The 16,849-nt window shown below is 61.6% G+C and carries 16 protein-coding genes; 10 read left to right on the forward strand and 6 right to left on the reverse strand.

Going from position 1 to position 16,849, the window contains the following annotated elements:
* The first annotated feature begins 74 nt into the window (after positions 1 to 74).
* The 4 genes from MRBLMC3_RS20000 to MRBLMC3_RS20015 all read left to right on the forward strand — a co-directional run bounded on the left by MRBLMC3_RS20000 (position 75) and on the right by MRBLMC3_RS20015 (position 2,940).
* A complete protein-coding gene (locus MRBLMC3_RS20000; protein ID WP_363832095.1) occupies positions 75 to 968 on the forward strand; it encodes a LysR family transcriptional regulator in 894 nt (297 codons plus the stop codon).
* Between the two features lie 63 nt (positions 969 to 1,031).
* Positions 1,032 to 2,144, forward strand: a complete 1,113-nt coding sequence (locus tag MRBLMC3_RS20005; protein WP_363831722.1) for a DNA alkylation repair protein — start codon at positions 1,032 to 1,034, stop codon at positions 2,142 to 2,144.
* A 234-nt stretch (positions 2,145 to 2,378) separates the two neighbouring features.
* The gene (locus MRBLMC3_RS20010) at positions 2,379 to 2,678 is read left to right on the forward strand and encodes a hypothetical protein (protein WP_363831725.1); all 300 of its coding nucleotides are present in this window, start codon (positions 2,379 to 2,381) and stop codon (positions 2,676 to 2,678) included.
* A 25-nt stretch (positions 2,679 to 2,703) separates the two neighbouring features.
* Positions 2,704 to 2,940: a helix-turn-helix domain-containing protein gene (locus tag MRBLMC3_RS20015; RefSeq protein ID WP_363831727.1), complete on the forward strand. Its 237-nt coding sequence runs from the start codon at positions 2,704 to 2,706 to the stop codon at positions 2,938 to 2,940.
* A gap of 180 nt (positions 2,941 to 3,120) precedes the next feature.
* On the opposite strand, the gene MRBLMC3_RS20020 is transcribed toward MRBLMC3_RS20015, so the two are convergent.
* Positions 3,121 to 4,377 carry a type II toxin-antitoxin system HipA family toxin gene (locus MRBLMC3_RS20020; protein ID WP_363831730.1) on the reverse strand — a complete coding sequence of 419 codons (1,257 nt, stop codon included), beginning with the start codon at positions 4,375 to 4,377 and terminating at the stop codon, positions 3,121 to 3,123.
* Between the two features lie 11 nt (positions 4,378 to 4,388).
* The gene (locus tag MRBLMC3_RS20025; RefSeq protein WP_363737684.1) at positions 4,389 to 4,682 is read right to left on the reverse strand and encodes a helix-turn-helix domain-containing protein; all 294 of its coding nucleotides are present in this window, start codon (positions 4,680 to 4,682) and stop codon (positions 4,389 to 4,391) included.
* Positions 4,683 to 4,965: 283 nt separating this feature from the next.
* Here MRBLMC3_RS20025 and MRBLMC3_RS20030 point away from each other — a divergent pair, with 283 nt between their 5' ends.
* The 3 genes from MRBLMC3_RS20030 to MRBLMC3_RS20040 all read left to right on the forward strand — a co-directional run bounded on the left by MRBLMC3_RS20030 (position 4,966) and on the right by MRBLMC3_RS20040 (position 7,492).
* A complete protein-coding gene (locus MRBLMC3_RS20030) occupies positions 4,966 to 5,865 on the forward strand; it encodes a TolC family protein (RefSeq protein WP_363753621.1) in 900 nt (299 codons plus the stop codon).
* 648 nt (positions 5,866 to 6,513) lie between these two features.
* Positions 6,514 to 7,338 (forward strand): transglutaminase-like domain-containing protein, encoded by an 825-nt coding sequence (locus tag MRBLMC3_RS20035; protein ID WP_363831733.1) that lies wholly within the window; start codon positions 6,514 to 6,516, stop codon positions 7,336 to 7,338.
* A gap of 25 nt (positions 7,339 to 7,363) precedes the next feature.
* Positions 7,364 to 7,492: a hypothetical protein gene (locus MRBLMC3_RS20040; protein WP_363737689.1), complete on the forward strand. Its 129-nt coding sequence runs from the start codon at positions 7,364 to 7,366 to the stop codon at positions 7,490 to 7,492.
* A gap of 256 nt (positions 7,493 to 7,748) precedes the next feature.
* Here MRBLMC3_RS20040 and MRBLMC3_RS20045 read toward each other — a convergent pair whose 3' ends face one another.
* A complete protein-coding gene (locus tag MRBLMC3_RS20045; RefSeq protein WP_363831735.1) occupies positions 7,749 to 8,543 on the reverse strand; it encodes an N-formylglutamate amidohydrolase in 795 nt (264 codons plus the stop codon).
* Between MRBLMC3_RS20045 and MRBLMC3_RS20050 the strand changes: the two genes are divergently transcribed.
* From MRBLMC3_RS20050 to MRBLMC3_RS20060, 3 genes are read left to right on the forward strand one after another with little or no spacing between them, the layout of a single operon-like run.
* The gene (locus MRBLMC3_RS20050; protein WP_363737693.1) at positions 8,537 to 9,475 is read left to right on the forward strand and encodes a transglutaminase family protein; all 939 of its coding nucleotides are present in this window, start codon (positions 8,537 to 8,539) and stop codon (positions 9,473 to 9,475) included. The two genes, MRBLMC3_RS20045 and MRBLMC3_RS20050, sit on opposite strands and share 7 nt — an antisense overlap.
* A gap of 5 nt (positions 9,476 to 9,480) precedes the next feature.
* Positions 9,481 to 10,296, forward strand: a complete 816-nt coding sequence (locus MRBLMC3_RS20055) for a transglutaminase-like domain-containing protein (protein WP_363737695.1) — start codon at positions 9,481 to 9,483, stop codon at positions 10,294 to 10,296.
* Positions 10,289 to 12,307 carry a M3 family metallopeptidase gene (locus MRBLMC3_RS20060; protein WP_363831738.1) on the forward strand — a complete coding sequence of 673 codons (2,019 nt, stop codon included), beginning with the start codon at positions 10,289 to 10,291 and terminating at the stop codon, positions 12,305 to 12,307. Before MRBLMC3_RS20055 ends, MRBLMC3_RS20060 begins: the two co-directional genes overlap by 8 nt.
* Positions 12,308 to 12,327: 20 nt before the next feature.
* Here the strand turns inward: MRBLMC3_RS20060 and MRBLMC3_RS20065 are convergent, their stop codons facing one another.
* The 3 genes from MRBLMC3_RS20065 to MRBLMC3_RS20075 all read right to left on the reverse strand — a co-directional run bounded on the left by MRBLMC3_RS20065 (position 12,328) and on the right by MRBLMC3_RS20075 (position 16,793).
* Complete coding sequence (locus tag MRBLMC3_RS20065; protein WP_363831740.1) at positions 12,328 to 12,789, reverse strand: hypothetical protein; 462 nt, start codon at positions 12,787 to 12,789, stop codon at positions 12,328 to 12,330.
* Positions 12,786 to 14,873: a catalase gene (locus MRBLMC3_RS20070; RefSeq protein ID WP_363831743.1), complete on the reverse strand. Its 2,088-nt coding sequence runs from the start codon at positions 14,871 to 14,873 to the stop codon at positions 12,786 to 12,788. The genes MRBLMC3_RS20065 and MRBLMC3_RS20070 overlap by 4 nt, the downstream gene beginning before the upstream one ends.
* A gap of 204 nt (positions 14,874 to 15,077) precedes the next feature.
* Entirely contained in the window at positions 15,078 to 16,793 is a 1,716-nt protein-coding gene (locus MRBLMC3_RS20075) for an FAD/NAD(P)-binding protein (RefSeq protein WP_363831746.1), read from the reverse strand.
* Between the last annotated feature and the right edge of the window lie 56 nt (positions 16,794 to 16,849).

Genomic DNA, 16,849 nt, shown 5'->3' on the forward strand with positions numbered 1-16,849 from the left:
ACGCCAACTTAGGGCTGGACCTTTGCGATGATAATCGGGATAGATCGTCATGCGATGTTGCGAAAAGTAGGACAATGCACCAGGACGGTTTGGTCGAGTTTGATGCGGTATTGGCCATCGCACGGCGAGGATCGTTCCGGGCGGCCGCGCTGGAGCTTGGTCTGTCGACTACCGCGCTGAGTAATGCCATCGCAAAGCTGGAACGGCAGCTCGGCGTCCGCCTGTTCAATCGCACGACCCGAAGCGTTGCCCTGACTGACGCTGGACGCAAGTTTGTCGATCAGGTTGGCCCTGCAGTTAGGAATATTCATGATGCGATGGACATCGCGCGTTCGCAACAGGAGACGCCCTCCGGAACGCTCCGTATCAACGCCTTCCCAACGGCAGCCCGTGAAATCCTCGAGCCGCTCCTTTTACAATTCCTGCGTCGCTATCCCCAGGTGCATGTCGATCTCGTCACCGAGGGGCGGATCGTGGACATCGTGGCCGAGGGTTTCGATCTCGGCCTTAGGAGTGCCGACCTTGTTCCCAGCGACATGATCGCCATCCCCGTCGGCCCACCCCGCAGCTTTGCCGTCGTTGCGACCCCTGCTTACTTCAAGGCGAATGAAAGGCCTCGCGTCCCTCCCGACCTGCTGGGCCATGCGTGCCTTCGCATCCGGCTCCCAAACGGTGCGCTGCACCGCTGGCAATTCGAGAAAGACGGGCAGCCTGTTCAGATAGACGTGCACGGCCCGATCACGCTCGATGAGGCCAGTCTCTCGCGTATCGCGGTGCTGGACAATGTCGGCATAGGCTACTTCATGGAGTCCGACATCCGCGAAGACATCGAGGCAGGGCGTCTCGTTCGCGTTCTGGAAAACTGGACCCCGCCGTTGGTGCCTTTGTGTCTCTACTATCCCAGCCGGCGCAATCCATCGGCTGCATTCAAGGCTTTGATCGGAATGGCCCGTCAAATCGCCGGATGACGGCAAGCCGGGCGCATTGTTCAAAGGTCATTTGGCGACAATCAGATTGGAAACCGCTTCGCGATGACGGACGAGACCACACCTGCCTTGCTCAAGGACATACTCGGTCCGCAGGCGCTGACCATCATCGCCGACGCTGGCGGTTCAGTATCGGCGCGCTTCGATCGCGCCAGCTTTCTCAGCGCCGCGTCGGAAGGACTCGATGCGCTGTCGATCATGGAGCGCGTGCGCCATATCGCTGACGCCCTCCATGTCGCACTACCGGCCCGATATGAGGATGCGCTTGAGATCATCCGTGCCATGGCGCCACAACTCAATCATGGTTTCCAGGTGGTCGCTGTCACCGAGTTCGTGGCGCGATACGGGCTTGGCGATTTCGATAGATCGCTGGATGCGCTTACCGATCTTACCCGCTTCGGATCCGCCGAATTCGCCATTCGCCCATTTCTCGCTCAGGATAGCCGGCGAACCCTTGCCGTCATGGAAGGGTGGGCCAGCCATGCTGACGAGCATGTCCGCAGGCTTGCCAGCGAAGGCAGCAGGCCAAGGTTGCCATGGGCATCGCGCATCCCGGCTCTTCGGGACGACCCGACGCTCGCAGCCTCAATCCTCGAAGCGCTCAAGGCTGATCCCAGCGCTTATGTTCGCAAGTCGGTCGGCAACCATCTCAACGATATCGCAAAGGATCGCCCGGACTGGCTACTGGATCGTCTTGCCGGGTGGCCGACCGACAACCCTCAAACGGTCTGGATCATCCGTCATGCGTTGCGCACGTTGATCAAGAAGGGCGAACCGCGCGCGCTGGCTCTCATTGGCGTTGAGCACGGCGCCTCAGTCACGGTACGCCGCTTTTCGATTGAGCCTCAGGTTGTGCGTCTGGGCGAAACAATCGCTGTCGATGCCGAACTCCTGTCGACTTCCCCCGATAATCAACGCCTGGTCGTCGATTATCGCGTCCACTATGCGCGTGCCGGCGGCAAGACTGCGGCCAAAGTTTTCAAGCTGAGGACATTTGACCTTTCCGCCGGGCAATCCGTGAAGCTTGGACTACGCCAAGCTATCGGGGATTTCAGTACGCGGCGCCATCATCCCGGCCGCCACGAGGTCGAACTCATCATCAATGGACTGACCATGGCAAGCACTGCGTTCGACATCGCGAGCGATCCCGCCGCCTGAAGCAACCACAGCAGCCATCGGCCAGATTTGTCGCTCCCCCTTTTTCAGCGCGAGGCTGCTCAAGGGATTTAAACATTTGCTCGCAAGCGGCCTCGCTTAGGATCCGGCCACGCAGCCCTCGAAGACATTGGCGCTCGCGGAGAAGCTTGGTTTCCAGCTCCGTTAAGCGGAGCGGGTCTTCGGCGGCGTCGGGCACTGTCTGGCGCGACCTTTCTGATCGCAGTCCAGAACGGCATGAAGCCCGCGCATGTCGGCGGTATGCTAGACCCGCAAGTAGGAATCTTCGTCGGCGGCGACACGCGCTGGAAGTTGGCGACAATGGCCCAGTGGGCGCGCCTTGCGCACGCGCACGGTGCGATCTGCCATGTCGGCCGAGTCAACAGTGCGCGGCGCATCCACCTGTGTGCGGCGGCGGGCATCGACAGCTTCGACGGATCGGGCGTCTCGCGCTTGGCATCCGCTCTGCCGCCGCTCGATCTTGCCCGGCGGCAGGTTGACGTCGAGGGCTGGCTGGCAGGAAGGATCACACTATGACGCTCAATTGCCTGCGATCACGGCCATGACGAGATCGCCGACCATCGAAGAGCACAGACAGGCGAGGCAGGAAGCCCTCGCCGCTCTGGAGACATTGCCGACCGAGCCGATCAGCGTGCGGGTCTCCACGGCGGTGAAGCTCACAGGCATCCCCCGATCGACGCTTTACGAGTTAATCAAGTCCGGCGAGATCGAAACCGTCAAGATCGGCAGATCGACATTCATCCCCTATCGCTGCCTTAGGCGGCTGGTTGAAGGCTGAAGCAGAACATTGTCGAGTTGGTACGCCCCGCAGCGCAAAAATGTTCCTGATCGGGAATCATTGCGGCGGCGGAAGATCGAGAGGAGCGCCATATTCCCGATCGGAAATATGGATAGTCGCCCTCTCGACAAGATTGTTTCGCCTGCGATGACAATAATGTCGTTCGAGTTTCCTCCGTGCTCATTTCTCCGCGCAGGAGTTCAGGATCGGCGTCATGACTTTCACATGCGCGTCGATACGCTCGAGCACCTTCGCAGAGACGACGGCGCGCTCCGGCAAATGCCACCAATGCTCGTTGACGCGAGCCACCGTCTCCACCACGGCTTGGAGAACCGCCGGCTCGGGCAGCCTTGCTCGGTTCGCGAAGGATTTCCAGCGCGGCGCCGATAGCGCCTTGAACGACCGCTCACCACCAAGCGACAGCGCCATGCTGTCTGTGGGAATGTAAGGGATGGTCGACAACATGTCGTAGATCGGCGCGAGAGCAGGCGTGCTGACTTCATCACGATAGATCAGCGACCAGTTCTTGAGGTGCATGTCGCCATTGCCGGTCACCATCGCCAGCGCGAGCCGGCGTGCAAATTCGAGCGCGGCGGCAGGGGAAACCGCCGCGTTCACGGCGGCGGCCACATCGTGATAGGCCGCCCCCTCATATTTACGGGAGGGATAGACGCCAAACACCTGAGCGAAGTCCTCGATGTGGATTCGCTCACCCCGTGGGCCACGGTCAAAACGCCTGATGAGAAGAACCTTGCCTTCCGACAGCGTGTCGAAATCCTCCGGAATGCCTTCAAAATCGGATTTCTCGACCAGTTCGCGCTCGGGCACATCCATGCCGATCGCGGCCGCCAAGGCGAGATTGGCAAACTCGTTCTCGGACACACCCGGAAATGCCGTGGAGGGGAACTTCGCGATATATTGCCCTTGGCCGTCATCGAGCGGAAGCGTCAGTCCGCCGCCCTTGCCTGTGTTCTTCATCACCGACAGCTTCATCTGCACACCGGCGAGCGAAAAACGCGCCTTCGGTTTTCCCTTTGCACTGTCCTGCGGCGTTACTTTCATGCCGTCACTGGGTAGAACCCGGACGGCTCCCGGTAGATCTGCGCCGAGCGCGGCCAACAGGTCGAAGTCATTGCCCGGACGGACGGCGCCTGCATGATGCTTTTCCATCGCCTCGCGCAGCTTGTCCTCTGGCAGCAGGTTCGCAAAGAAGGGCGGCAATGCCCCGCTCACCGGCTTTGGATCCTTGCGCAAGCCCCCGGTGGCCGCGCGGAAGGACAGGCTGAGAATCGGTACACCGCCAGTTGTCCGATAGGCCTCTTCAAAGCTGAACGCATTGAAGTCACCGGGTGTCCTGACGATCACACCGACCTTCAGCGCATTCAGGAACACATCTAGGGACTGGATCGCCTGAGGTGTGTGAGACGTTTGAGCCATGATATTCGTCTTCAATCGGGGTGTGAGACAAAGGCGGGCAGGTCGTCGTCGTCATGCGGACGTAACAACGCCCGGACGGCCGGGACCATCGCTTGCGGCACCAGCATCATCTCCAGCCCAAGCGCACGAGCGACATTCATGAGCGTCGTGGCACGCGCAGCAGCAATGCCCGTTTCGATATCGCGATAGCGTGGACGGGATATGCCAGCCAGATCGGCCACCTGCTCTTGCGTCAATCCGGCGGCCAGCCTCGCCTGCCGTAGGAGTTCGCCTAGTTCGCGCAGGGTTTCGGATTGAGCACTCACTATGATCCCCATACGATTCAAAATGAAATCACATGAAGCGTCTACATATCTTTCTTCGGCCAGCACGTCAAATTCAGTGATCCCTTTTCATATCATATCGACCAATGAGATACGTAAACGAGTCATCGCCGATGGCATGGTCGTTTCGGGAGCGGAGAGAGGTGCAGACCGTTGTGGGTTTCGGCGGGGCCATAGGTCGAGACCGTCCGTCACCTTCCTGCCATCATTCACCGAGGTTCAAGAAATACCGCGTGCGCTTCAGTTCGCCCTGCTTGCGCAAAGCGTGACGGTGGCGGCGGAAACGACCCGCGCCTATCTCGACGCCTGTTCCTACGCCCATGCGCTCAATGTCGCGCAGGACAGCTATCGCGCCAGCAATGAAAGTCTGCGTCTGGTGACAGCGCAGGAGAAGGCGGGATCCGTCGGACGCTTCGATGTCGAGCGGGCTGCTGCTGCTGCGACCGCCCGCGCAGCCATTCCGTCGCTGGAGGCGCAGCATCAGGCTGCCCTGTTCGAACTCGCCGCGCTGCTGGGCAGTACGCCTGCCGACATTCCCCTTGCTGCACAGCAATGCACGAAACCACCCGCCGCAGTGGCATTACCGGTGGGCGACGGCGCATCACTGTTGCGCCGTCGCCCAGACCTGCGGCAGGCTGAGCGGCAGCTGGCGGCAGACACCGCGCGGATCGGTGTGGCTACGGCCGCGCTTTATCCCAAGATCAGCTTGGGCGGATCGGGGAATTTCTTCCGCAACGATAGCGTGCGTGGCAATGATAGTCTCAGCTTCTCGGTCGGGCCACTACTCAGCTGGAGCTTCCCCAATGTCAGCGTCGCGCGTGCCCGCATCCGTCAGGCGGAGGCGCAGGGCGACGCCTCATTGGCTGCCTTCGACGGGGCCGTCATCACGGCGCTCAAGCAGGTGGAGCAGGCGCTCAGCAATGCCGCGCGCGAACAGGAAAGACTCTCCATACTAGGAGAAGCGCGGACCCGTTCCCAGCGCGCCTTCGATTTTGCCACTGCGCGTTATCGCGCGGGGTCTGTCGGTCTTCTCGATGTGTTGGTCGCGCAGACGGCACTGCTGGACGCGCGGGCCGCGGAAGCGGCCTCGCTCCAGCGCCTGTCATCGTTGCGTGTCGACCTTTTCAAATCCCTCGGAGGTGGTTGGCGGGATATTGAGGCATAATCGGGCGCGCGATGGCAACAGCAGGCGCACATCAGCACCTGCCTTCAGTTCAATGAGCATGTCCCATGCTGGATCGCCAAAAAGCTGGGGAGAGCCAAGCAATTGCTCGTGCCTCTGCCTGCGGCGTACGGTTCGCCTCGCATTATCCAACGCGGTCCGCCTAACTCCCAGAACGCACCCGTGCGGTGTTTTGGATAGATGGCTCGATTGCATGCCGTCATGTGAACGAGCCTTAAACTCTCAAGTGACCGGCACAAAACCGTTACAAGTCCAGTTGGGTTCAAACCATCACGATAGATCCCAAGGATCTGCAACGGGCGGTCGATGCTGACAAGCTCCAGAGTGGTCTTAAGTCCATCTGATGTCGCGGCTTCATTGGGCTGTGAGTACCAGGCCATTTCAATCGATCAGATCAAGGTGGAGGCATTTGGCTTATGCTTGTCGCATCGGTGGCCAATTAATTCCGTTTTATTCCACGCGGTGGCTTGAAATGCATGAAGGCAAGGTCCATTTAATCTCATATCTTCTTCGACCTGATGGCTCGTCCAGATATGACGCAATTGCCCTCTTGAGCAATTGTCGCTGATCATGGCGTCAATATTTCAGCCGCGACCCGGTGCTTTTGATCCGGCAGACTAAGGATCATGAATGCTAATTCGGGCTGGATATGATATCGCCTTTGCGGCCGAAGAGGCCGTGCCGATGCTGGCCATGCTCAGCATCCACCCCAGCCGGAACCGGGATCTTCGCAGCGCCCAGCGGATATTCACCCAGCCCGATGTGGCCGCCTATGACTATGTCGATGGGTTCGGCAATATCTGCACACGGCTGACGATGCCGCGGGGTGGCATCGCCATATCCTGCGGCTTTGTGATCGAGGACAGCTTTCTGCCCGATGTCATCGCATCGAGCGCCATGCAGGTACCGTTGGAGCAAATTCCCGACGATGTTTTGCACTTTCTGCTGGGTAGCCGCTATTGCGAGACGGACCGCCTGTCCGATCAGGCTTGGGCGCTTTTTGGCCGCACGGCACCCGGCTGGTCACGGGTTCAAGCAATTTGCGATTATGTGCATGAGCATATCCGCTTCGACTATATGGCCGCGCGATCGACACGCACGGCATGGGATACAAACGAAGAACGCGTCGGCGTCTGCAGGGACTATGCGCACCTCGCCATGGCTCTCTGCCGTTGCATGAACATCCCCGCGCGATACTGTACCGGCTACATGGGCGACATGGATTTGCCGGCCCTTGTTGGCGACATGGACTTCTCGGCTTGGTTCGAGGTCTATCTCGACGGCACATGGTACACGTTCGATGCGCGCCACAACCGTCCCCGGCGTGGCCGCATCCTGATGGCCCGCGGGCGGGATGCGGCTGACGTGGCGCTGACCACGACCTTCGGCACTGCAAGGCTTACGCGCTTCGACATCTACACCGACGAGGATCGCCTCGGGCATATTGTGCCCTGATATTCAATCAGCCAGGAGACTGCGAATGGCCAAGAGCCAGAAGAGATCGAACCGCGAAGTACGCAAGCCCAAGGCCGAAAAACCGGGCAAGACTAATGCGTCCAATCCATCGACCAAGCCCGGTGTCGTCGGTATCGTGACATTGAAGAATTGATGATGCGACACACGTTTACACAGCGTGGCGCGGTGAAGCTTTCCGATGGGGAGGCCAGCCGCCAGAGCCGCGTGACAAAGCTCGCCCTGGAAAGGCTGGGCGTATCGGCCGCTATCGCTTTTCTCAAACGATCACCTGGACGATCTTTCGGGCCGACCGATCCAGATTGCCATGGCCAGCGAGGGGGGGCTCCAGTCCATCGAGCGACTATGGTTAAACGCCCGTGATCGCGAGATAGCCATCAACATCGTTGGCGCTAGGCGCTCGCCGCTGCCAGAATAGTATCGGCCAGTCGTTGCGCCCAGCTAGACTGGCCGGCTTGGGTCGAGATCATGTCCTGCCGGACTTCGATCTCGGCATAGCGCAATGCGCGCGAAATGGCGTGGCGGGGTATGGTATAGTCGGTGTCGTCCATTGCGTAGGGCGCATTGTCGCCGACTGTGATATCGCCCCGTTGCGCCAGGGCATGCAGCATAGCCACCGCCATGTCGATGCGACCATGCCAATACAGGATACCGATATCCCAGGGCCGGGTCATACCGTTCATGATCGGCGTAAAGCTGTGCAGTGACAGCAGGATCGTTTGGCGACCGGCCGCGAGGCGCGCGTCGATGATGGCTTCGAGCGCGGCGTGATAGGGCCGATGAATCTCCTCGATCCGCGCCTGCCGCGCGACCGCGTCCAGTCCTTCGTTGTCCGCGATAGTGATGCCATCGGACACCGCCGGCATCGCGTCCGGCCGATCTGGATCGCGGTTGCAATCGATGACGAGGCGCGAATAGGTCTGATGCAGAAAAGGCGCATCGAGCAACAGCGCCAGTTTCCGTCCCATGCCAAGCACGCCGATATCCAGCGCAATGTGGCGAGTCCGATCGGCAGGCCCCAGTCCCAGGTCGCCGAGCGCGTTGGGAATGGCCGAACCGGCATGATCGCCGATCAGCAGGAACGGCGCGGCGCCCCCTGCGTTAAACAGAGTGAACGGCGCCGGATCATCCGGGCCCAACAGTCCGTCCACTGCGCGCCCGACCGTCAGGATCCCATTCCATGCCATTGCTGACGATCCGCCATGTCACTGACTATCGCTACAAGGCGCCGGTATCGCTGGGTGAACATCGCATCATGATGCGCCCACGCGAGGCGTTTGACCAGCATTTGCTGTCTGCTCGCCTTGATATCGATCCCAAGCCCAGCGAATTGCGTTGGCTGCATGATGTGTTCGGCAATTCGGTGGCGATGGCCCTGTTCGAGCGGCGGACGTCGAAACTGACCGTCACGAGCGAGACGACGCTGGAACATGCGCCTCTGGCGCAAGGGCAGGTCGACGTCGAACCCTATGCGCGGCTGTTTCCGTTCACCTATTCGTCCGAGGACATGCCCGATCTGCTCCGGTCGATCGAGCGCCAGCATCACGACCCCGAACGGATCGTCGACAACTGGGCGCGCGGTTTCGTCAGCAATCATGGCGATACGGAGACCGTCGCCCTGTTGACGGCCATCGCGACCGGCATCAAGCGCGATTTCACCTATGTGCCCCGGCACGAAAAGGGCACCCAGTCGCCGATCGAGACCTTGAGGAAGCGGCAGGGCACCTGCCGCGACTTCGCCGTACTGATGATCGAGGCGGTGCGCGCGCTCGGCTTCGCCGCGCGGTTCGTGTCGGGCTATGTCTACAATCCCTCGCGCAAGGAAGACGTCCTGGGCGGCGGCAACACCCATGCCTGGGTGCGGATCTTCCTGCCCGGTTCGGGCTGGGTCGAATTCGATCCGACCAACGGCATCATCGGCAATCGCGGCCTGATCCGTGTCGCCATCGCGCGCGATCCCTATCAGGCCTTGCCATTGTCCGGCACCTGGTTCGGCTTGCCCGCCAGCTATCTGGGCATGGACGTCACCGTCGATGTTTCTCGCGCCGATCCCGCCAAATTCCCGCGCTCTTCCCATGGCGCCATCAACAGCCGACCCGTCGGCTCTTCAGGAAAGTGACATGCATGCTGATCCGTTGCGGATATGACATCAGCTTCCAGGCCGAGACCCGAACCGCGATGATGGCGATGCTGAGCCTGCATCCCTCGCGCCATCAGGACCTGCAAACGGCGCAGAGGCTGACGATCAGCCCCGACATTCCGCTCTATCATTATGAAGACGGTTTCGGGAACCTGGCCACGCGCCTCACCGTTCCGCCAGGCGGCGTCACACTGTCCTGCGATTTCGTGATCGAGGACAGCGGCGCGCCGGATCGCCGCGCGCCGACGGGGCCGCAGATGCCGGTGGAAGATCTGCCGGACGATGTGATGATCTTCCTGCTCGGCAGCCGCTATTGCGAGACCGACCGGCTGATGGACGTGGCCTGGGCCAATTTCGCCCATTATGGGACGGCCAGCGAGCGTGTCGATGCGATCGTCGATTTCGTCCACAATCACATCGAGTTCGGCTATCATCATGCACGGCCTGACAAAACCGCCTGGAATGGCTACCAGGAGCGGCAGGGCGTCTGCCGCGATTTTGCCCACCTCGCCATCACGTTGTGCCGGTGCATGAACATTCCGGCCCGTTACTGCACCGGCTATCTGGGCGATATCGGCATTGCGCCGGTGGACGCGCCGATGGATTTCAGCGCCTGGTTCGACGTCTATATCGATGGCCAATGGTATACGCATGATGCCCGCCACAACCGTCCCCGGATCGGCCGCATCCTGATGGCGCGCGGACGTGACGCCACCGATGTCGCATTGACCACGGCCTTTGGTCCGGCGACGCTGACCCTGTTCGAGGTCCATTGTGACGAGGTGCAATCGATTGACTGATCTCCCCGTCCTGTTGCGGCCATGGGACGGTCCGCTCGGCGCGCCGCCCTTCGCGCAGGTGCGGCCCGAAGATTTCCCGTCGGCTTTCGATACGGCCATGGCGTGGCATCGTGCCGAGATCGCGGCGATCGCCGACCAGTCCGCCGCGCCGGACTTTGACAACACGATCGCCGCGCTGGAACGGTCGGGCGAGGCGCTAGCGCGCGTGCGCCGGCTTTTCTGGACACTGTCCTCCACGCAAGCGACGCCCGACATTCGTGCAATCGAGGGCGACATTGCGGCGCGGCTGAGCGCTCATTCCACCAAAATCGGCCATGATGACAGGCTCGCCGCGCGGATCGCGGCGGCTCATGCGGGGCGGCATGACGCCGGCCTGAATGACGCGCAGATCCGGTTGGTCGAAACGACCCATGCCGGTTTCCTTCGCAGCGGATCGATGCTGGAACCGGCGCAAAAGGCGCGCTTCGCGGCCATCGACGCACGCCTTGCCGCTCTCGCCGTGCAGTTCGGGCACAATGTGATGGCCGCGACCGGCGCCTGGATACTGGACCTGGACTCGGATGATCTCGCCGGCCTGTCGCCCGGGCTGTGCGCGGCGTCCGCCGGGCGCGCCACGGCGAACGGTGCGCAAGGCCGCTATCACTTTACGCTCGACCGCACGGACTATGAGAGCTTCCTGACCTTCTCGGCGCGGCGCGACCTTCGCGAGCGATTATGGCGCGCCTTCACCGATCGTTGCGACGGTGACGCTCACGATAACTGGCCGGTCATTGCCGAGACGCTGGCTCTGCGGCGCGAGCGCGCCACTCTGCTAGGCTATGCCGATCACGCGCACTATGCTCTGGAAGACAGCATGGCGAAGACGCCCGATGCCGTCCAAGCGCTGCTGATGCAGCTTTGGAAGCCGGGCAAGCGCCGCGCTGCCGAAGAAGTGGCTGGATTGCAGACGCTGATCGACCGTGAAGGCGGCGGCTTTGCACTCGCACCCTGGGATTGGCGCTATTATGCGGAAAAGGTGCGCCGGTCCCGCTATGCGCTAGACGGGGCGGCGGTGGCGCAGCATCTGCGTCTGGACGCCATTCGGCAGGCGGCGTTCGATACGGCCGCAATGCTCTATGGCCTGCGCTTCATCCGCCGCGCCGACATCGTCGGCTATCACCCCGACGTTTGGGCGTGGGAGATGAAAAACGAAGAGGATGTGCCGGTGGGTCTGCTCTTCACAGACTATTTCGCCCGCCCGGAAAAGCATGGCGGCGCCTGGATGGGCAGCCTGCGCGTGCAGGAAAACATGGACGGCGACGTGCGGCCGATCGTCTATCTGGTCGCCAATTTCGCCGCCGCGCCGCCGCCCGACACCGCCGCCACTCGCCTCTCGATCGATGAGGCGCGCACGCTCTTCCACGAATTCGGCCATGCTTTGCACGGCTTGCTGTCCCGCGTCACCTATCCCAGCCAGTCGGGCACCGCCGTCGCGCGGGACTTCGTCGAGTTCCCCAGCAAGTTCATGGAGAACTGGATCGTCAGCCGGGAGGTACTGTCGGGATTTGGCGTACCCGACGCACTGATCGCGGCGATCCATGAAGCGGAAGCCTATGGCCAGGGATTTGCGACGGTCGAACTGATCAGCTGCGCCCTGGTCGATCTCGCAGTCCACCGCGCGCCGGATGCCGCCGCCGATCCCCGCGCCTTCATCGATGCGGAACTGAACAGGCTCGGCATGCCACGGGAAATCGGCCTGCGGCACCGCTTTCCCTGTTTCACGCATATCTTCGATGGCGGCTACGCCAGCGCCTATTACTGTTATGCCTGGTCCGAGGCGCTGGACGCCGATGCCTTTGAGGCCTTTGTTGAATCCGGCGACATATTCGACACGGGCCTGGCGCATCGCTTCAAGCAGGAAATCCTGGAACGGGGCGACAGCCGTGACCCCATGGCCTCATTTCATGCTTTTCGTGGTCGCGATCCCGATCCAAAAGCCCTGATGAGGGTACGGCATCTGTTATCCGGCTGATTTGAGGCGGATCCGCTGTTCTATTGTTTCTCGCGTTTCTTCAGCCGCCGGGCATTAGCCGTCGCCGTCTTGTGGATCGGTGCCAAGGTCACTGCTGCCATGCGCGAAACGGCATCGATCGACCGCAGCGCCTGGCTGCGGCCCTGAAGCATCCACAAGGGATTGCCTGACAGCATCGCCGCCGCCATCGCTTGCCCTTGCGACAGGAACGCCTGATGCATGACAGCTATGTTCTGCGTCAGCGCCGCCCCGCTTTGCGTAAAGGCCTCGATCTTCTCCGGCACCATGCGCGACAGTTCGCGATAATCGCCGGTCAGGGGAGACCGACCGGCATTGCAAATAAGGATGGTTCGGGCATCGATGACACGCTGCGACGTCAGGAGCGTCTCCGTCGCCTTCATCCATGTCCTTTGCAGGTCGAAGCCGATTACGAACATTTGCGACCAGGTCGCGAGCGGTGAGGTCGTCTGCGGCGCGCTCATGCGAGCGTCCGCAGCGCGGGTTCGCGTGCATAATATCGCAATGCTGCCGCCTTTACGAAGGCCTCGCCTGTTCCGACCACGCCTTCGTCCGGCTCGACGCCCGCCTTGTCCAGCAGCGGCTTGGCGGCGTCGCTCGCGCCGATCGCCTTGAGGTGGCCGAAGGCATCCATCGCGAACTGAACGGCGGCCGCCTCCTTCACCAGCGCGGCGCATCCTTCTTGTGACAGGATGATCGCGACCGCGTCGAAAATCTGGCTCGGCGACCCGGCCAGCTGGCCATCGGCCTTGCGCATCTTGCCGTCGGACAGTTTGGCGCCGCTAACCTTGGGCGCGACGACCAGGGCCTTGCCCCCGGCCTTTCCGATCGCCGCGATCAGGCTGTCCAGTTCCTGCGCGTCGGTGCCATCCGCGATCAATATGCCGATCGCCCGGCCCTCCAGCGTGGTCTTCATATTCTTGTGGATCGAAAGCGCATCGGAGGACGCCATGTCTACCGGCGCCTTTGCCGCCGGCGCGGCCTTGGGCAGTGCGATGCCCAGTCCGTCGGCGACCCGCTTCGCCAGATCCTCATCGACGTTGCGCAAATTGGCGACCAGGCGCGCTGGCACCTGGTCGAGATCGGCCACCTTCGACAGCTCGAATACGAAGGAGGAGGCGATATGGGCCTGTTCATTCTTGGTCTGCGATAGGTAGAACAGCCGCGCCTGGCTATAATGATCGGCGAAGCTTTCCGCGCGCACCCGCAGCTTCTCGCCAGCTTCCTCTTCACCTGAAAATGCGGTCGATGTCGCAAAGCCGCTTTGCGGACTTTCGCGAGGACCGCCGTTCTCGCCATGGTCGGAAAGGCTGTTGGGTTCGTAGTTGGCCCGGCCTTGGGGCACCGCCATCTGCATGTGCCCGTCGCGCTGGAAATTCTGGAACGGGCAGCGTGGCGCGTTCACCGGAATCTGGTGGAAATTGGCCGTGCCCAGCCGGGACTTCTGCGTATCGAGATAGGAGAAGAGCCGTCCCTGAAGCAGCGGATCGTTGGAAAAATCGATGCCCGGTACGATATTGCCGGGGCAGAAGGCGATCTGCTCGGTTTCGGCAAAGAAATTGTCGACATTGCGATCCAGCACCAGCCGGCCGATGATGCGCACAGGCACATCCTCCTCCGGGATCAACTTGGTCGCGTCGAGCACATCATAAGGCTGGGCGTCGGCAAAGGCCTTGTCGAAGACCTGGATGCCAAGTTCCCATTCGGGAAAATCGCCGGCATCGATCGATTCGAACAGGTCACGGCGATGATAGTCGTTGTCGGCCGCCTGCAGCTTCAGCGCCTCGTCCCAAATGGTCGATTGCAGGCCGAGTTTCGGCTTCCAGTGGAATTTGACGAAATGCGTCTTGCCGGCCGCGTTGACGAGCAGGAAGGTGTGGACGCCGAACCCCTCCATCATGCGCAGGCTGCGCGGCAGGGTCCGGTCGGACATCGCCCACATCAGCATGTGCGTGGTCTCGGGCATCAGGCTCGCCCAGTCCCAGAAGGTGTCGTGCGCGCTGCCGGCCTGGGGATAGCCCCGGTCGGCCTCCATCTTCACGGCATGGACCAAGTCCGGGAATTTCATCGCATCCTGGATGAAGAAGACGGGGATATTATTGCCGACCAGATCCCAATTGCCTTCGCGCGTGTAGAATTTTACCGCGAAGCCGCGCACGTCGCGCGGCGTATCTACTGACCCCGCGCCGCCCGCCACGGTCGAAAAGCGCACGAAGACCTCGGTCTTCTCGCCTTTGGTAAAGAGCGCCGCCTTGCTGAGGTCGGAAATATCGTCGGTTGCTTCGAAATAGCCGTGCGCGCCCGTCCCGCGGGCATGAACGATGCGTTCGGGTATACGCTCATGATCGAAGTGGAAGATCTTTTCGCGGAGGACGAAATCCTCCAGCAAGGTAGGGCCGCGCGTGCCCGATCGCAGGCTGTTCTGATTGTCGGAAACGGCGATGCCCTGATTGGTGGTGAGGATGGCATCGGCGCCGACGCCCCTGGCCGCCGTCTGATGCGTTTCTCCACCCTGTGAAGGCGACGTGTTTGAAGTGCGGTTGGCCATCGGGCGTCCTTTTCATGATGGGATGTCTGGTCGGCGCGGCGGACACCGGCCTTCGATCATCCAAACGTCCGAAAAGCAGGTCCGTCCCTGTTGCGGATCATTCTCAGGTCAGACTGATCTGCATCAGCGGAACCCAGGTCGATTGCCATGCCGTTCCCTCATTGTCGGACGGGGTGGGGAGGCAGTGTGGATCTTCGAGCAGCTTCAAGCGGCAGTCCGCTCCACCAGCGTGGCATTATCGTCGTGACAACGGCCAATGGCAGCGGCCAGCCTTTCCCCGACCACTTCGCCCATGTCGTGCGCGCTTGTTATGCCCTGGATGAAAGGGTGGCGGCCCATGAGGAAGGGCAGGCTGAGACAGAAGATCTGGTCCTCGGGAATGTCTTCGGAAATCGGATGAAACGCATCGTCTATGACGATGCCGCGCGACGGACTGTCGCCATTCGCCGGATTGACGTCGCGGATCACGCCCTGGCGGCGGAGTGAAGGGAAGGGAAAATCCTTGGCGCGGAGCGCGCGCTGGCCCATGGCCTCGATGAACACGGGATAGTGCGTGCGTTCGCCGTCCTTTATGAGGGTGGCGCCGCCTTCGAGGGTGTGGCTGTCCACGCGGTACTGCTCGCCCACCGCGATCACGTCCAGTTTTCCCGCGCGATGCAGCGCCAGCATCCGCTTGACGGATTCGTGAGGCACTGTCGCATAGTCGTCGATGAACACAGGAGCGAGGAATCGAGAGAAGTGTTCGAATTCCTCATCGTTCAGATGTGGGACCAGCGTTTCCAGCACTTCGTGCATGCGCAGGATCGCGTAGCGCCAGGGGACGGTGTAGCGGGCTTCGTAATTGGCCTGGGCCTCGCGAAGGTTGCTTTCCGCCCACGCGAATGTCGGCGTGGCCATCCGCTCGGCGAAATAGCGTTCGGCGAACCCCTCAAGGTCAAGCTGCGCCACTTGCAGCCTCCGCGCATAGTCCGGGTCGGCCTCAGTCAGCTCCTGCCTGAAGAGCATGTAGGCCCGGTTGAGAAGGTCGCCGCCACCGTCCTCCGCCAACCTTGCCATCGCCTCGCGGTTGCAGACGGCCAGCGGCTCGTAGGGAAGGGGGAAATAGAAGTCCGCTTCGGGCAGCAGGCCTTTGCGGGAAATCATGGTGATGGCGAAGGCGTCCGTCCCCGGCAACGGCGTGTAGGACAGCATATCGTCCGCCGCCTCGACGAATTCCCCATGCATCACCGCCAAAGCCACCGCAGCGTCGATAGCGCTGAGCGATGATCCCCGGATACAGACCGGGACGGGTGGGATGCCGGCAAGGGCGGAGGCTGGCCAGGGACTGAGGAAATAGCCTGGGCGAACCTCCGGCTCGGCCGGCCACTGGTGGCCGGTGGCCAGCACGACATGGGTAAAGGCCTGTTCGAATGACGGACCTCGCTTCGGCCTGACCGACAGCGTCATGCCGACGGGGCCGCTTGAGGCGTCGATCACCTTGCAGTTGGTCCGGACAGTGACGTCGATCCCTTTCCTCCTGGCCCGGTCGATGAGCGCGTGGAGCTGATCGACGAAATATTCGCCGAGGGCGAGGCGGGGGTAGAAGGCGCGATCGTCGATCTCGCATGGTTCTATGCCCAGCCGGACAAGTCTCTCATTGGACTGACGACCGAGCCATTCGACCAGACTTTCGGCGAGCGGCGGGATCTCCACGCTGGATATGTTCGAAAGCATGGCCGGATCGTTCCAGCCCGGTCGATACGGCGTGCCGCGACCGACGCCCGCCTGCTCCTCGAAGATGGTGAGGTTGAAAGGTACGGACGCATGGTCGATAAGCGCATTGAGCGTATAGATCGTCGTCGGGCCGGCTCCGACGAAGGCGATGGTTGGGTTCATGCCTGCATAATGTTCGGCAATGTTGTTCGGTGCCGGGACCGTCACGCAAATCGTGCTGATCCAGGTCAATGTCGATGGGACTTTTCTCGGCCGCCCGTCGT

The organism is Sphingobium sp. LMC3-1-1.1, assembly GCF_040676285.1.
GTDB lineage: Bacteria > Pseudomonadota > Alphaproteobacteria > Sphingomonadales > Sphingomonadaceae > Sphingobium.